Origin of the sequence: Azoarcus sp. DD4 (assembly GCF_006496635.1) — a bacterium.
In the GTDB taxonomy this organism is placed as follows: Bacteria; Pseudomonadota; Gammaproteobacteria; order Burkholderiales; family Rhodocyclaceae; genus Azoarcus.
This window is the reverse complement of the sequence record NZ_CP022958.1, coordinates 734,451-749,277: the sequence shown is the minus strand read 5'-3', so window position 1 is coordinate 749,277 and position 14,827 is coordinate 734,451. Positions and strand designations below refer to the sequence as shown.

Below are 14,827 nucleotides of genomic sequence, written 5' to 3'. Positions count from 1 at the left end.
TCCTTAACCCGGCCAGCAATCTGTGGACACGGGCTTGAGTGCATTCGATACCTGCTGCGCCGACCCCGGCGCAGCAGGTCCATCCGGAAGGTCGATCAGGCGGCAGCCTTCACTTCCTCGGTCGCTTCGGTCTTCTTCCACGGCGGGGTCTGCTTGCCCCAGCACGGGTTGTTCAGGGTCATGTCCATGTCGCGCGCGAAGATCGCGAAACCGTCATAACCGTGATACGGACCGGAGTAGTCCCAGCTGTGCATCTGGCGGAAGGGAATGCCCATCTTCTGATAGATGTACTTTTCCTTGATGCCGGAACCGACGAGGTCGGGCTTGATGCGCTTGACGAACTCTTCCAGCTCGAAGCCGGTGACGTCGTCGTACAGCAGGGTCGCATTGCCCATTTCCTGGATGGTGCGGTCGTAGTCGTCGTTGTGGGCGAACTCGTAACCCGTGCCCACGACTTCCATGCCGAGGTCTTCGTACGCGCCGATGACGTGACGCGGACGCAGGCCACCGATGTAGAGCATGACGCGCTTGCCCTGGAGGCGCGGCTTGTACTTGTCGATGACGGCTTGCATCATCGGCTTGTACTTGGCGATGACTTCCTCGCACTTGGCCTTGATCGAGTCGTCGAAGAAGGCGGCGATGCGGCGGAGCGATTCTTCGATCTTGGTCGGGCCGAAGAAGTTGTACTCCATCCAGGGAATCCCGTACTTCTCTTCCATGTGACGGCTGATGTAGTTCATCGAGCGGTAGCAGTGGAGGAGGTTCAGCTTCGCCTTCGGGGTGTTCTCCATTTCGGCGATGGTGCCGTCACCGGACCACTGGGCGATCACGCGCAGGCCCATTTCTTCGAGGAAGATACGGGAAGCCCAGGCGTCGCCGCCGATGTTGTAGTCGCCGATGATGGTGACGTCGTACGGGGTGCTTTCGAATTCCTTGCCGTCGCGGTTCGACAGGACGTAGTCGCGGATCGCGTCGTTGGCGATGTGGTGGCCCAGCGACTGGGACACGCCACGGAAGCCTTCGCAGCGGACCGGCACGACGACCTTGTTGTACTGGGCGGCGGCCTTCTTGGAAACGGCTTCGATGTCGTCACCGATCAGACCGATCGGGCACTCGGACTGCACCGAAATACCCTTGTTCAGCGGGAACAGGGCTTCGATTTCGGCCATGGCCTGGGCGAGCTTCTTGTCGCCGCCGAAGACGATGTCCTTCTCCTGGAAGTCCGAGGTGAAGTTCATTTCGGCGAAGGTGTTCACGCCGGTGGTACCGACGTAGTAGTTGCGGCGGCCACCACGGGAGTACTGGCCACAGCCAACCGGACCGTGCGAGATGTGGATCATGTCCTTGACCGGACCCCACACCACGCCGCGCGAGCCGGCGTAGGCGCAACCACGGATGGTCATCACGCCCGGCAGGGACTTGCGGTTGGAGGTGATGCACTTCTTCGACTGGGTGATGCTCTGATCGTTGACCGCCAGGTGCTTGGCGCGATCTTTCTTGGCCTTCTCGGGATAAACCTCCAGCACCTCCTGGATGAGGGCGTCGGTTTCTTCACGGGTCAGGTTCGACATCTTGCTTCTCCTTTTCATGCCGGCACCAATCTGTGCACGACACTAAAGACGGGATTCAAGTCCGGGCGCGGCAAGCCGCGCCCGGGATCACTCGGTAGCGAGGCTGGATCAGGCAGCGGCGCCGGAAGCCAGTTCGGCAGCGGTCTGGCCGACGATGGACTCGTCTTCCTGTTCCATGATGCCGAATTCCATCAGCAGGGCTTCGAGCTGTTCCATCTCGATCGGGGTCGGGATCACGAGCTTCTTGTTCTCGAGAACCTTCATCGCGAGCTGGCGGTACTGGTCGGCCTGCTTGTGGGTCGGGTCGTATTCGATGACGGTCATACGACGGATTTCAGCGTGCTGAACGGCGTTGTCGCGCGGCACGAAGTGGATCATCTGGGTGCCCATGGCGGCAGCCAGCGCTTCGATCAGTTCGTCTTCGCGGTCGGTGTTGCGGCTGTTGCAGATCAGGCCGCCGAGGCGCACGCCACCGGAGTTGGCGTACTTCACGATGCCCTTGGCGATGTTGTTGGCGGCGTACATGGCCATCATTTCGCCGGAGCAGACGATGTAGATTTCCTGGGCCTTGTTTTCGCGAATCGGCATCGCGAAGCCACCACACACCACGTCACCCAGCACGTCGTAGAACACGAAGTCGAGTTCGTCGTCGTAGGCGCCTTCTTCTTCCAGGAAGTTGATGGCGGTGATAACGCCACGGCCAGCGCAGCCGACGCCGGGTTCCGGACCGCCGGACTCAACGCACTTCACGCCACCGAAGCCGACCGACAGGACGTCGTCGAGTTCGAGATCTTCAACGGAGCCAGCTTCGGCAGCCAGGTGCATGACGGTGGTCTGGGCCTTGCTGTGCAGGATCAGACGGGTGGAGTCGGCCTTCGGGTCGCAACCGACGATCATCACTTTCTTGCCGGCTTCGGCCAGGGCCGCAACCAGGTTCTGGGTGGTGGTGGACTTGCCGATACCGCCCTTGCCATAAATGGCGCATTGACGCAGCTTTGCCATGTTAAAACTCTCCTCGTTGAAGAAAAAAACTACCGGGTGTCCTGGGCCCGGAGGAACATTGCCCGGCGCCCACGGCTACTTCATGGCAATCGGCGTGCCAGACCCGACACACAACGAACAAATGACTGATTCAAAAGAATTAAATCAAAACAGGCCACTCTTCGGAAAGTTTGCCGATGGCGCCGACAGTCGTCGTTGTTGCGACAATGCCCCCAGTGTTTGTAAGGCCAACAACACGCTTTCCGGCGCAGCCGACATCACCGCAGAAGTGCTGCGAACGACCCTTCCGCCACACGCCCGACGCGCCATCAACCGCTGCAATCTGCCCGCCGACGCGCTCGCCAGCCTCGCCTTCCAGCTGGGGCCGCAAGCGCTGGAGCTGGACGGGGTGCTGCCGCTGCACCGGACGCTGTTCGAACGGCTGGACGAGCTCACCGCCGTCGTCGACCGGGCCGCGCTGTTCCAGTCCTACATGACCGCGCACTTCATGCTCGACGATGCCCCGGCGCTCGGCCTGTCGGACAACGCCCGCATCAATCGCAGCAAGCTCGACTACCTGCGCCTGCTGCGCGGCTGGCTGTTCGACTCCGAAGGCCGCGAGGGCGCCATCCTCAAGGCCTGGGTGGAATCGCGCTTCGGCCTGCTGACCGGCTTCCACCGCCGCCCCATCCCCGCGGCCGACAGCCCGGAGCGCGAGGCCTTCGACCGCGAAGTCGCCACCGGGCTGTATACGACTTGCGCGCTCGAGACCCAGCTCGACCTCCTCTACGCCTGGGCGCAATACGAACTGGGCCGACGCAATCCGGGCATCAGCCACCTCACCCTGTACCGCGGTTACTCCGGTGCGGCGGCGCTGCCGCTGCTCGACGAACTCGGCAACGGCCACAGCCTGGTGCAGCTCAACAACCTCAGCTCCTTCTCGGCCAGCCGCGAACGCGCCGACGAATTCGGCGACCGGGTGCTGGCCTGCGCGGTGCCGCTGGCGAAGGTGCTGGCCTTCTCCCAGCTGTTGCCGGGCCGGCTGCAGGGCGAGGACGAATATCTGGTAATAGGCGGCGTCGCCGCGGTGAGCTGGCTCAACTGACGCAGTCGGCCCGGGGGGAAGCTGCTGCCGGCCGCTGACCGGTGCTAGATTGATGCGAGTCCGCGTTGCAGGGATATCGCAACATGAACAATACCGACGGCGTCCATCTCGCCCGCCTGACGGCCGCCGCCGCCCTGACCGCTCTCGGCTCCGGCAGCGGCGGGCTCGACGCCGACACCGCGCGCCGCCGGCTCGCCGAATTCGGTCCCAACCACATCGCCGCCACCGCCCGCCGGCGCCCGTGGCTGATGCTGGCGCGCGAATTCACCCACTTCTTCGCCGTCATCCTGTGGTTCGCCGCCGCGCTCGCGTTTGTCGCCGAGGGCTATACCGGTGGCGACGGCATGGCCGAACTGGGTTTCGCCATCGTGTGCGTGATCCTGGTCAACGGGGTGTTCTCGTTCTGGCAGACCTACCGTGCCGAGCAACTGCTGGCACGGCTCCGCACCCTGCTGCCGACGCGCGTCACCGTGGTGCGCAACGGCGCCAGCCATGAAGTGGCCGCAACCGAGATCGTGCCGGGCGACGTGCTGCTGCTCGCCGAAGGCGATCGCGTGCCCGCCGACTGCCGGGTGATCGAGGCCTGGGGCGCACGCGCCAATCTGTCCACCCTCACCGGCGAATCGCGCCCGCGCGCCATCGATGCCGAAGCCGCTGGCGAAGTGGCCGATACCCTCGCTGCACGGAACCTGCTGCTGGCGGGCACCACCCTGGTCGCCGGCGAATGCCGTGCGCTGGTGTATGCCACCGCCACGCATACCGAATTCGGCCGCATCGCCCATCTGACCCAGACCACCGGCGACACCGAATCGCCGCTGCAGCGCGAGATCCGCCATGTGTCGCGCATCGTCGCCCTGCTGGCGCTCGCACTCGGGGGGCTGTTCTTCGTCATCGGCCAAGGCATCGGCCTGCCCTTCTGGGCGAGCTTCATGTTCGCCATCGGCATCATCGTCGCCAACGTGCCGGAAGGTCTGCTGCCCACCGTCACCCTTGCGCTCGCGCTCGCCACCCAGCGCATGGCCCGCCGCCAGGCACTGGTACGCCATCTGCCGGCGATCGAGGCGCTCGGCAGCGCCACCGTCATCCTCACCGACAAGACCGGCACCCTCACCGAGAACCGCATGCGGGTGCGCGAGCTTTTTCTCGGCGGTAGCCATCGCCTGGCGGCAACCCGCTGGCCGCGCGGCGAGGACGATGCCCGCCTGCGCCGGGTCGCGCGCCTGTGCCACAGCCTCCGGTTTCCCGACGGCCAGGCCACCGGCGATCCGATGGAGATCGCGCTGTGGGAATTCGGCGGGGGCGAGACCGACGGCGCCACCCGGACCGGCGAAATCGCCTTCGAAGCCACCCGCAAGCGCATGTCGGTACTGACCTGCGACGCCGCCGGCGAACGCGCGCTGTGGTGCAAGGGCGCACCGGAGACGGTGCTGCCGCTGTGCACGCACTGGCTGCAGGAAGGCGAATCGCAGGCGCTGGACGACGACATCCGCGCCGGGTTCCGCCGCGCCCAGAACGACATGGCCGACCGCGGGCTACGCGTACTCGCCCTCGCCTGGAAGAAGATGGCCGGGGACAGCAACGGAACCGGAGAAGCCGACGAGACCGGCCTCGAACTGTGCGGCCTCGTCGGTCTCGAGGATCCGCCGCGCGCAGACGTGCACCTGGCGGTCGAACGCTGCCGCGAGGCCGGCGTGCGCATCGTCATGATCACCGGCGATCATCCGCGCACCGCGCTTGCGCTCGCGCGCGAGATCGGCCTGGTGCGCAGCGGCGAAGCGCGCGTCGTCAGCGGCGACGAGCTGCGCACCATGGGCCGCGCCCAGCTGCAACTGGTGCTCGATACCCCCGAGCTGCTGTTCGCGCGCATGACCGCCGAACAGAAGATGCGCGTGGTGCAAGCGATGCAGCGCAAGGGCGAGATCGTGGCGGTGACCGGCGACGGCGTGAATGACGCCCCGGCGCTCAAGACCGCCGACATCGGCATCGCGATGGGGCGCTCCGGCACCGACGTCGCCCGCGAGGCCGCGGATATCGTGCTGCTCGACGATCACTTCGCCACCATCGTCGCCGCGATCGAGGAAGGGCGTGCGGTATACGACAACATCCGCAAGTTCCTCACCTACATCCTGACCTCCAACATTCCCGAGATCGTCCCCTACCTCGCCTTCGTCCTGTTCCGCATTCCGCTGCCGCTCACGGTGGTGCAGATCCTCGCCGTCGATCTCGGCACCGACCTGCTGCCTGCGCTCGCACTCGGCGCCGAGAAGCCGCATCCAGAGGTCATGCGCACGCCGCCACGGCGGCGCGGCGAGCGGCTGCTGTCGTGGCCGCTGCTGGCACGAGCCTACCTCTTTCTCGGCCCGCTCGAAGCGCTGGCGGCGATGGCCGCCTTCTTCTTCGTGCTCGATCTCGCCGGCTGGCGCTACGGCGACATGCTGGCGCGCAACGACCCGGTCTACCTGCAGGCCACCACCGCCTGCCTCGGCGCCATCGTACTGGCCCAGGTCGTCAACCTCTTCGTCTGCCGCCATCCGCGGCGCCCGGCGCTGGCCTTTCCGCTGCGCGACAATCCGCTGCTGCTCGTCGGCGTCGCGGTGGAAATCGGCCTGCTGCTGCTCATCGTCTATACGCCGGCCGGCAACCGCCTGTTCGGCACCGCCCCGCTGCCGCCGGTGGTTTGGCTATATGCCGCCCCCTACGCCCTGCTGCTCGGCGCCGCCGAGGAAGGGCGCAAGTGGCTGCTGCGCAAGGTCGCGGCCACGCCCGCAGCCGCCCGCCCCGTTCCGGACCGCCGACGGGCCCCGTAAGCGACGGCGCGCCTGTCGCATTCCCGACAAGGCCCTGCCGCGGCAACGACATCCCCCCTAAGCGGCAGCCCTGGCGCCCCGCCTAAGGCACGCATTCACAGCGTTTTCCGGCGGGACGGGCGAATGGCATCGTTCTTGCGCTTTGTCGTGTCAACCCGGGCCACCGCCCGCTCCGACCGACTCGACAAGGAAGCTCCCATGAACGAAGCAGTCTTCGAACAGATCAAGGCCGGCCTTGCCGCCGGCGAGGTGGTTCCCTTCATCGGCGCCGAAGCGCTGGCCGACGTCAGCCATGCGACGAAGGGCATCAAGATCCCCGCGACCAGCGACGAACTCATCCTGTCGCTCAACAACGGCCAGCCGATGGCGCCGCGCCTGATGTACGAATTCCCGCGCGCGGCGATGAACGTCGAACTCAAGCGCGGCCGCAGCGCGGTCAACCGCTGGCTGGAGCAGACCTACGGCGACAACGGCTGGTCCGAGGCCGGCATGCACCGCTGGCTGACCGAGCAGAAGCTGCCCTACATCGTCGACATCAACCGCGACACCGGCCTGCAGAAGCTCTACGCCGGCCGCCCGCACACGCTCATCGTCGGCGTCGCCCGCATTGCCGGCACCGCCTTCCGCTACAAGCTCTACAAGTACGACGGCGAGAAATACAGCGGCGCGGTGGACGAATCCGAAATCGACCCGAACGCCCCCATCCTGTTCAAGCCCTGTGGCACGCCCTGGCCGGAAGGCAACTGGATCGCGTCGGACGCCGACTTCGTCGACTACATCACCGAACTGATGGGGGGCTTCGCCATTCCCGGCTTCCTCAAGACCCGCCGCGTCGGCCTCAAGTACCTCGTCGCCGGCATGCGCCTTAACCGCGACACCCAGCGCATGCTGCTGTCGGACATCATGTTCAGCGCGGCGCAACCGTCCGGCTGGGCGCTGATCCCCGGCGCCAACGACAAGGAAAAGCGCTTCTGCGCCCGCCTCGGCCTGACCGTGATCGACGCCGACCTGCGCGATCTGGCCGGCCTGCCGGTCGCCGAAACGGCGTGAGTCGCGCGGCGATGAGCAGCTTCGTCTGGGACGACGCCCGCCACGCCCTGGGCGTGCCGGAGATGGACGCCACCCACCACGCGTTCGTCGAGCAGGTCGATCGCCTGTGCGCGGCCGACGACGCCGCCTTTCCGGCACTCTTCAATACCCTGCTCGAGCACACCCGCAGCCACTTCTTCGCCGAAGACGCGCGCATGAAGGAAACCCGCTTCAACGCAATCGGCGAGCACATCAGCGAGCACCAGCGGGTGCTGATCGAGCTGCGCAGCTTCAACCGCAGCGTCCAGGCCGGCAAGATGCGCATGGCGCGCGCCTACGTGCGCGAGAACCTCAAGGAATGGTTCGACCTGCACCTGGCGACGATGGACTCGGCGCTGGCTGCGCACCTGAAGAGGCTGGCGGTGGACAAGGCTGTGAGCGCCTGAGGCGGTCCGCCCCGCCTCAAGCCGGGGCGCATCGGCTCGAAAGGAGTGCCATCTCACGCGCCGGTGTCGCGCGGGCGTCGCACTGCCCGGACCTTGCCGCTCGCACCGCCGCCGCAGTAAAAGAGTGCCGCGCCGTCGGACTCTAGCCCGCTGACGCCGGTACCGCGCGGCATCGCCAGCCGTTCGAGCACTGCGCCACTCTCCGGGTCGATCCGGCGGATCTCGCTCTCGTCCTCTTCCCATGTCCCGTGCCACAGCTCACCATCGACCCAGGTCACGCCGGTGACGAAGCGGTTGGATTCGATGGTGCGCAAGAGCACGCCGGTCTCCGGATCGATCTGGTGGATACGGCGATCCCCGTACTGCCCCACCCACAGACGCCCCTCCGCCCACGTAAGGCCGGAGTTGCAGCCGTCGCCGGGCGCCGGGATCGACGCCACCACCTTGCCGGAGGCGGGATCGATCTTGTCGATGCGCGTATCCGCGATCTGGTAGAGGTAGGTGCCGTCGAAGGCCGTGCCGGCGTCGCAGGCGCAGTCGATCCTGCGGCTGGGTTGGCCGGTCCCGGGTTCGAATGCGATCAGCGCGGTCCCGGTCGCAGCCCAGACGCACCGTCCGTCGTGGGTGACACCATGGACGTGGTCGGCCCCGGCAAACGGGCCGTACTCGCGCACGATCTCCGCCGCATGCACCGGCGCGTCGGTTCGATCCTTGTTCATCGTTCTGCTGGTCATCGCTGGCTCCTTCTGACGCGCCTCGGATCGGCGCCGTGAGGCCACTCTATTCAATCGCGAACGCAGCGGGGAGTAACAAGATCGTCGTGAATCCCGCCAGCGGCGGCGACAACCAGCGGCGTGCCCGCGCCCGCCCGATCGAGCGCACCCGTCCGGCGGCTTCGAGCTCGGCGAGCGCGCGTTGTACGGTGCGCTGGCTGGCACCCAGCGCCACCGCCAGGGCCGAGGTGGACCACGCCGCGCCATCCGCGAGCAACGCCAGCAGTGCTGCCTGATCGCCGTCGATCGGCGGCGCCAACACGACGACAGGTCGTCGCTCCCGTGGCCGAAGGACGAAACCGCGCGCGCTGGCCTCGATATCCGCCATCGGCGCGGCCAGCCTGCGCAGGCGGCCGATCTCCACGCGCAGGCGCGCACGGTGCGTCTCATCCGGCTGGCGGCTACGGAACGCCCGCGCGATCAAGGTATTCCGCTCGGCATCGCCGGGCCACGCCTCGGCAAGCGCGCGCATCAGCGCGAACAGCACCGGCCGCCGCGCCAGTGACAACCACGCGTCCCCGGCGCACAGGCCGCGGCGGCAGGCATCGACGACCAGCGCGCCCGAAGCCAGCAGCGCCGCCGCCTCTTCAAGCCGCAACGTCTCTTCACCACCGTCCAGCAGACGCCGCGCGGCTGGGCGATCGAGTGCCGCCCTCAGCTCGACGACCTCGGCCAACAGCGCCGGCACACGCGCATGAGCGGCGGCCTCGTGCGCGCGGCCAAGCGCTGCCCGCGCCGCACCGACGCGCAGCGAGCGCAGCGCCAGCTCGGCCGTAGTCAGCTCGGCCACCGCGGTCAGCGGCGGCGACAGGCCCTGCAGCTCGAGACCAGCCAACGCCGCCTCCGCCTCGCCGAGGCGGCCGAGCAGCAGAAGGCGACGCACCGCGATCAGCCGCGCCCAGCGCGCGTTGGCATGATCGGCATGCGCCGCTAGCGTGGCGGCCGCCATCGCCAGCACGCGCGGCGAGCCGCCTAGCTCGCGCATGGCCAGCGCCACCTCGGCCTCGGCAACGACGCAACGCGCGCGCGCCAGCGCATCGTGGGCGCCGAAGCCGCGCGCGGCACGGTGCAGGAGGTCACGGGCGCGCGGGTGCTCGCCGAGCTGGGCCATGGCAATGCCCCTCAGGGCCAGTGCTGGCGGATCATCGCGCAGGGCGACGCGCTTGAGCGCGCCGAGCGGATCGCCGACGACGAGGGCCCGCGCGGCAGCGGTAATCGAAGCGTCCATGCCGGCAGGCTACTCCCCTGCGCCCGGATGCGCCTTGGTGATACGCCCTGCGTTGGCCTGCGCGGCTGACGGCCGGACAATCTCCACCCCGCCCCCACGCAGTAAGATCACGGCTGGCACCCACACCGGGAACCCCGCAACGATGCGCCTCGCCCTGCTGATCGTCGTCGCCGCCGCCCTGATCGCATCAGGCGTCTCGCCCTACGACCGCAGCGTATGGCTGGCCGAGGTGATGCCGGTGCTGATCGCGCTGCCGGTGCTGGTGCTCACCGCCCGCCGCTTTCCGCTGACGCCGCTGAGCTGTTGGCTGATCGCGCTGTTCGCGCTGATCCTTATCCTCGGCGGCACCTACACCTACGCCCGCGTGCCACTCGGTCTCCAGTTGCAGGAAATGTTCGGCCTCGCCCGCAATCCCTACGACCGCATCGGCCATGTGTTCCAGGGCATCACCCCGGCAGTGCTCGGGCGGGAGCTGCTGCTGCGCACCTCGCCGCTGCGGCCGGGAAAGTGGCTGTTCTTCGTCGTCACCCTCGCCTGCCTGGGTATCAGTGCCGCTTACGAACTGGTTGAGTGGGCTGCCGCGGTGTTCTGGGGCGAGGGTTCCGTCGAGTTCCTCGGCACTCAGGGTGACCCGTGGGATGCCCAGTGGGACATGTTCCTGGCGCTACTGGGCGCGGTCGCGGCACAGCTGCTGCTGGGGCCCTGGCACGACCTGCAATTGCAGCGCATGGGCAGGTCGGACGCCTGAGGGCGGCGCCTGTCCGCCCGGCCCGCCGCCGATCAGCCGCGGCTCGCGGGCGCCAGCTCCAGCAGCCCGCTCGCCAGCCGCACGCAATCCATGCGTACGCCCGCCTTCACTGCCTGCCGCCAGTGCGCCGGCAGGCCGGTCTCACCGGCCAGGGCGCCGACGATCATGCCGGCGATGGCACCGGTGGTATCGGCGTCGCCGCCGCGGTTGACGACATCCACCAACACCGCTTCGAAACCGCGCTGGCCGGCGATCGCCTGGCAGACCGCGCGCATGGTGTCGACGATGTAGCCGCTGGGGTTGTCGCAACGGCGGTCGCGGAAAAAGAATTCCGCATGGCGGGCGGCCAGCGCGTCGGCCTCGGCCAGCACGCCGTCCACGCCGGCGCCGGCGATGGCCACCTGGACCATGCGTACCGCGCTCAGGGTGGCCGCATCGGTGAGCGGATTGTGATGGGTGACGCGGGCCTGGACGAGCGCGGCAGCCTCGATCACTTCTGCCTCGGCGCCCAGCGTCGCCAGCGCCACCGGCAGGCAGCGCATGGTGGCGCCGTTGCCGGCGTCCGACGAGGGTTCGGCCTGCGCCGTGCCGTGCAGCCGCCAGCGCACGATGCCGCGGCGCACGGTGTTGCCGATGTCGACCGGCTTGGCCCTCATCCAGGCATCGAAAGCGTCGGCGCAGGCACGGGCATCCGGCGGGCCGCCCGCGGCGAGCCAGGCCTCGGCGAGCGCGAAGCTCATGGTGGTGTCGTCGGTCACCTCACCGGACGGCAGCTTCAGCCAGCCGCCGCCGCGGATGCGGTCGTGCACGCCGTACTGCGCGGCGATCTCGCGCGGGGTCATGAACTCGACCGTCGCGCCCAGCGCATCGCCGATCGCCAGCCCCAGCATTGCACCGCAGGCCCGGTTCAACCTTTCGGCGGAAAGGCCGGCGGGCTCCGCCAGCACTGCGTCGACTTCGCTGCCGAGCGCCACCATGATCATCTCCTAGACTTCCGGGCCGAAGCAGTTGGCGTAATCCGCACAGGCTTCGCACGAGGGCGAGGCGCAGACGAAGATGCCCTCGCGCTGGCACAGCTCGCGGTAGAGGAATTTCTTCCACTTCATGTCGCGGTTGTTGAGGGCACCGAGTTCGGGGAAATTGAGCGCGATCAGTTGCGACAGCTCGCGCCGCGACGGCAGGCCGAGATCCTGCCAGAGGTGATCCGACCCCATGCAGGCGGTGGCGAGCACCAGGGTCATGTCGTCCGACCCGGCCACCGCAGCGTCGGCGTGGGCGCCGATGAAGCGCACCAGATCGTCGAATTCCGGGTAGAGCACCAGGGCCGGGCCGTGGTCGGTCTTGGGTTGCCACACCAGACCGGGGAAATGCACCGCCATCAGGCGGGCGAAACGCTGCGCGCCGAGGCCGAGATCGGGCGGCAGTACACCGTCGCCCAGCGTCCAGCCGGCGATCAGGTGAGCCAGGAATTCGTCGTTGGGCGTGCCGGCAGCATGCTGCATCAGGTGGGCGTGCAGCGCCTGGCGGGCGGGCGTCGGACGTTGATTGAGCGGAGCGAGCATCGCGGCATTCCTCAAGAAGTCGGGGTGCGGGCACGACCGGCCCGCGAGGGCCGGCCGCAAGCCGCGATCAGTACTCGACGAGCAGATCCTCGTCGCGCAGCACCAGCTGGCAGGCCAGGCGCCACGGCGTGGTCGGCACGTCCTCGACGCGCATCTTGTCGATCTCCTCGGCGGAGATCTTCTTGTGCTCCTTGAGCACCGCGATTTCCTTGTCGGTCAGCGGGCCGGCCATCTTGCCCTTGCGGGTCAGCGAGGTGACCTTGATGAGGCAAGTGGCGCAGTTGCCGTCCTCACAGGAAAAGTCGATCGGGATGTGGTTCTCCTTGGCGACCTTGAGGATGGTGTTGGTATGCGAGCCGGTGACCGCATACACGGTCTTGTCCTTGTGGATCGGGCTGGAGAAAGTGATGTTAGGCATGGTGAAACTCCGGAACGGTTGTTGAACGGCCTCTCTGCCGGTGTTGTTCGGAATCAGCCCGGGCGGACCACCACGTGGCCGCCCAGTACCTGGGCCTGACAGGCGAGCCGGTTGGCGACGCCGGCGAAGTTGTCCTTGAGCACCTTGTCTTCCAGCACCGAGGGATTGGCGAGATGCTCGCTGCCCGACACGATCTTCATCATGCAGGTGCCGCATTCGCCCTCGCGGCAGCCGTAGGTGATGCCGGCGCCGATCTTCTCGGACACTTCGATGAGTCGGGTTCCGGCGGGAACGGTGACGGTGACTTCGATATCCTCGAAGGTGACCTGGGCCTTGGGCATGGTTTGCTCCTATGCAGAACGCGCCTGTAGCGCTGTGAAATCGATATGACGGGGTCCGCTGCGGCCGACCAGGTGCTCGGCAAGCTCGCGGCCCAGCGCGTTGCACTCGGCGAGCTCATCGACGGTGGGGATGAGCTTGACCTTCACCCCCGGCCGCGGCACCCGCAGCTTGAGGCCGCGCAGGCGGTCCTCGATCAGGCCCACCGCCTCGCCGCTCCAGCCGTAGGAGCCGAACGCGGCGCCGAACTTGCCGCGTACCTTGACCAGCGTGAGCGAGGACAGCAGATCCCACACCGGCTTGACCGCGTCGCCGTTGATGGTGGGCGAGCCGAACACCAGTCCGTCGGCCTCCTCGATCAGGTCGACGAAGGGGCCCGGCTCGCCACCGGCGAGGTCGTAGAGCGACACCCGCACGCCGTCCACGCTCTCGGCACCCTCGCGCACCGCCTGCGCCATCTGCTGGGTGTTGCCGTAGGCGCTGATGTAAAACACCAGCAGGGTCTTGGCGCGCTCGGCGGCCTCGTTCTGCAGCTGCGGCGTGGCGAGCTGGCGGTAGCGCCGCACGTAGGTCTGCGGCACGTCGCGCAGCACCGGGCCGTGAGCGGGTGCGATCAGGCGGATGGTGAGCGGCTCGATGAGCTCGAGCGCCGCCTGCACATGCTCGCGGAAGGGCCGCATGATGTGCTGGTAGTAGTAGTCGAACGAAAAGCGGAAGTCGCCGACCTTGTCGTTGAACAACCGCGGATCGCAGAAGTGGCAACCGAAGACGTCGCCGGAGAAAAGAAAGCCGTCTTCCTCCACCCAGGTGCACTGGGTATCGGGCCAGTGCAGATAAGGGGTCTGCAGGAAGCGCAGGCTGCGCCCGCCGAGCTCGACCCGGGTGTCGGGCTCGGTCGCGATGATGCGCGCCGGATCCAGCCCGTCCTTGATGATGCCCTTCAGCATCGCGAAGGCCGGCCGCGAGATGTAGAGCGGCGCCTGGGGCGCGGCCTTGAGCAGTTCGGGCAAGGCACCGGAGTGGTCAGGCTCGAGGTGGTTGAGCACGATGGCCTTGATCTCTTCCGGCTTGCAGCAGGACCACAGGCGCTGGAAGAAGAGGTCGGCGTACTCCGCCTTGACGGTATCCACCACCGCCACCCCGGCGTTGCCGCGGATGGCGTAGGCGTTGTAGCTGGTGCCGTTGGCGGTGCGCAGGATGATGTCGAACTGGCGCAGGTCGGGATCGAGCGCCCCCACCCAGTGCACGCCCGGGGCGACGGCGACGGCTTTGTCCGGGGATACCGCGCCCGGGCTGCTCATGACGGGCTCGCGACGGCAGGCGGTGGACAGAAGGCGGCGGGCGCGTCGCCATGACTGCAACCTTCGGGCACCGGGGCCTCGGGTGCCAGCGTCACCCCCTGTGCCGCCAGCCATTCCGGCACGAAACCGGCGCAGCGCGCGTTGCCGATCTCGATCAAGGGCCGCCGGATCAGGATGGGCTCGGCTACCAGGCGCTCCAGCGCGGCTTCCGGGCTGAAGGCGGCAGGCACCACGGCGCCGGACTTCACCGCCGGCGCCGCCGGGTTGAACCACTCGGCCACCGGCCGGCGGCCGAGGAAAGCCGCCAGGCGCGCGGGCGTCCACGGCTCGGTCAACAGGTTTTCCACCCTCACTTCGCAGCCGGCTTGCTCCAGCAGGCGAATCTGACGGGTATTGGTGGCACAGCCGGGCTTCCACCAGAAGCGGATCTGCATGGTCGTCGTCACGACATGCTCCTTGCTCGAAGGCGGTGCGCGCGCAACGCACCGCGGTATTGCACCGGGCCCCACACGGAGCCCG

General features: G+C 67.7%; 15 protein-coding genes. 5 read left to right on the top strand and 10 right to left on the bottom strand.

Translation table 11 applies throughout. The annotated features are described in order from the left end of the window. Positions 1 to 95 precede the first annotated feature (95 nt). On the bottom strand, positions 96 to 1,571 hold the full coding sequence (gene nifD, locus CJ010_RS03600; protein WP_141016775.1) for a nitrogenase molybdenum-iron protein alpha chain: 1,476 nt from the start codon (positions 1,569 to 1,571) through the stop codon (positions 96 to 98). A gap of 108 nt (positions 1,572 to 1,679) precedes the next feature. After that, positions 1,680 to 2,573 carry a nitrogenase iron protein gene (nifH, locus tag CJ010_RS03595; protein WP_141016774.1) on the bottom strand — a complete coding sequence of 298 codons (894 nt, stop codon included), beginning with the start codon at positions 2,571 to 2,573 and terminating at the stop codon, positions 1,680 to 1,682. Between the two features lie 268 nt (positions 2,574 to 2,841). Between nifH and CJ010_RS03590 the strand changes: the two genes are divergently transcribed. The 4 genes from CJ010_RS03590 to CJ010_RS03575 all read left to right on the top strand — a co-directional run bounded on the left by CJ010_RS03590 (position 2,842) and on the right by CJ010_RS03575 (position 7,939). After that, a complete protein-coding gene (locus tag CJ010_RS03590; RefSeq protein ID WP_205754888.1) occupies positions 2,842 to 3,657 on the top strand; it encodes an NAD(+)--dinitrogen-reductase ADP-D-ribosyltransferase in 816 nt (271 codons plus the stop codon). 83 nt (positions 3,658 to 3,740) lie between these two features. Beyond that, a complete protein-coding gene (locus CJ010_RS03585) occupies positions 3,741 to 6,464 on the top strand; it encodes a cation-transporting P-type ATPase (protein WP_141016773.1) in 2,724 nt (907 codons plus the stop codon). Between the two features lie 198 nt (positions 6,465 to 6,662). Next, on the top strand, positions 6,663 to 7,514 hold the full coding sequence (locus CJ010_RS03580) for an SIR2 family protein (protein ID WP_141016772.1): 852 nt from the start codon (positions 6,663 to 6,665) through the stop codon (positions 7,512 to 7,514). Positions 7,515 to 7,525: 11 nt separating this feature from the next. Beyond that, complete coding sequence (locus tag CJ010_RS03575; protein WP_141016771.1) at positions 7,526 to 7,939, top strand: bacteriohemerythrin; 414 nt, start codon at positions 7,526 to 7,528, stop codon at positions 7,937 to 7,939. A gap of 53 nt (positions 7,940 to 7,992) precedes the next feature. Here CJ010_RS03575 and CJ010_RS03570 read toward each other — a convergent pair whose 3' ends face one another. Together CJ010_RS03570 and CJ010_RS03565 are read right to left on the bottom strand one after the other, a co-directional pair. Beyond that, positions 7,993 to 8,673, bottom strand: a complete 681-nt coding sequence (locus CJ010_RS03570) for a PQQ-binding-like beta-propeller repeat protein (protein ID WP_141016770.1) — start codon at positions 8,671 to 8,673, stop codon at positions 7,993 to 7,995. A 46-nt stretch (positions 8,674 to 8,719) separates the two neighbouring features. After that, positions 8,720 to 9,940, bottom strand: a complete 1,221-nt coding sequence (locus CJ010_RS03565; protein ID WP_141016769.1) for a helix-turn-helix domain-containing protein — start codon at positions 9,938 to 9,940, stop codon at positions 8,720 to 8,722. Between the two features lie 142 nt (positions 9,941 to 10,082). On the opposite strand from CJ010_RS03565, the gene CJ010_RS03560 reads away from it, so the two are divergent. After that, a complete protein-coding gene (locus CJ010_RS03560) occupies positions 10,083 to 10,688 on the top strand; it encodes a DUF2238 domain-containing protein (protein ID WP_141016768.1) in 606 nt (201 codons plus the stop codon). A gap of 32 nt (positions 10,689 to 10,720) precedes the next feature. On the opposite strand, the gene draG is transcribed toward CJ010_RS03560, so the two are convergent. The 6 genes from draG to CJ010_RS03530 all read right to left on the bottom strand — a co-directional run bounded on the left by draG (position 10,721) and on the right by CJ010_RS03530 (position 14,754). Continuing rightward, positions 10,721 to 11,665 (bottom strand): ADP-ribosyl-[dinitrogen reductase] hydrolase, encoded by a 945-nt coding sequence (gene draG / locus CJ010_RS03555; RefSeq protein WP_240794486.1) that lies wholly within the window; start codon positions 11,663 to 11,665, stop codon positions 10,721 to 10,723. Positions 11,666 to 11,674: 9 nt separating this feature from the next. Next, positions 11,675 to 12,250, bottom strand: a complete 576-nt coding sequence (locus tag CJ010_RS03550; protein WP_205754887.1) for a nitrogen fixation protein NifQ — start codon at positions 12,248 to 12,250, stop codon at positions 11,675 to 11,677. Positions 12,251 to 12,317: 67 nt separating this feature from the next. Then, on the bottom strand, positions 12,318 to 12,668 hold the full coding sequence (locus CJ010_RS03545; protein WP_141016766.1) for a 2Fe-2S iron-sulfur cluster-binding protein: 351 nt from the start codon (positions 12,666 to 12,668) through the stop codon (positions 12,318 to 12,320). A 53-nt stretch (positions 12,669 to 12,721) separates the two neighbouring features. After that, positions 12,722 to 13,009, bottom strand: coding sequence for a 2Fe-2S iron-sulfur cluster binding domain-containing protein (locus tag CJ010_RS03540; RefSeq protein ID WP_011764262.1), 288 nt, complete (start codon positions 13,007 to 13,009; stop codon positions 12,722 to 12,724). Between the two features lie 9 nt (positions 13,010 to 13,018). Continuing rightward, positions 13,019 to 14,308 carry an FprA family A-type flavoprotein gene (locus CJ010_RS03535; RefSeq protein WP_141016765.1) on the bottom strand — a complete coding sequence of 430 codons (1,290 nt, stop codon included), beginning with the start codon at positions 14,306 to 14,308 and terminating at the stop codon, positions 13,019 to 13,021. Then, positions 14,305 to 14,754, bottom strand: coding sequence for a hypothetical protein (locus CJ010_RS03530; RefSeq protein WP_240794485.1), 450 nt, complete (start codon positions 14,752 to 14,754; stop codon positions 14,305 to 14,307). Before CJ010_RS03530 ends, CJ010_RS03535 begins: the two co-directional genes overlap by 4 nt. Between the last annotated feature and the right edge of the window lie 73 nt (positions 14,755 to 14,827).

Bases quoted from the DNA above. Each gene is read 5' to 3' on its own strand.
- CJ010_RS03535 (WP_141016765.1), bottom strand. From the start codon at position 14,308: ATGAGCAGCCCGGGCGCGGTATCCCCGGACAAAGCCGTCGCCGTCGCC.
- draG (WP_240794486.1), bottom strand. From the start codon at position 11,665: ATGGTGGCGCTCGGCAGCGAAGTCGACGCAGTGCTGGCGGAGCCCGCC.
- CJ010_RS03540 (WP_011764262.1), bottom strand. From the start codon at position 13,009: ATGCCCAAGGCCCAGGTCACCTTCGAGGATATCGAAGTCACCGTCACC.
- CJ010_RS03560 (WP_141016768.1), top strand. From the start codon at position 10,083: ATGCGCCTCGCCCTGCTGATCGTCGTCGCCGCCGCCCTGATCGCATCA.
- nifD (WP_141016775.1), bottom strand. From the start codon at position 1,571: ATGTCGAACCTGACCCGTGAAGAAACCGACGCCCTCATCCAGGAGGTG.
- CJ010_RS03580 (WP_141016772.1), top strand. From the start codon at position 6,663: ATGAACGAAGCAGTCTTCGAACAGATCAAGGCCGGCCTTGCCGCCGGC.
- CJ010_RS03585 (WP_141016773.1), top strand. From the start codon at position 3,741: ATGAACAATACCGACGGCGTCCATCTCGCCCGCCTGACGGCCGCCGCC.
- CJ010_RS03570 (WP_141016770.1), bottom strand. From the start codon at position 8,673: ATGACCAGCAGAACGATGAACAAGGATCGAACCGACGCGCCGGTGCAT.
- CJ010_RS03565 (WP_141016769.1), bottom strand. From the start codon at position 9,940: ATGGACGCTTCGATTACCGCTGCCGCGCGGGCCCTCGTCGTCGGCGAT.
- nifH (WP_141016774.1), bottom strand. From the start codon at position 2,573: ATGGCAAAGCTGCGTCAATGCGCCATTTATGGCAAGGGCGGTATCGGC.
- CJ010_RS03550 (WP_205754887.1), bottom strand. From the start codon at position 12,250: ATGCTCGCTCCGCTCAATCAACGTCCGACGCCCGCCCGCCAGGCGCTG.
- CJ010_RS03575 (WP_141016771.1), top strand. From the start codon at position 7,526: ATGAGCAGCTTCGTCTGGGACGACGCCCGCCACGCCCTGGGCGTGCCG.
- CJ010_RS03545 (WP_141016766.1), bottom strand. From the start codon at position 12,668: ATGCCTAACATCACTTTCTCCAGCCCGATCCACAAGGACAAGACCGTG.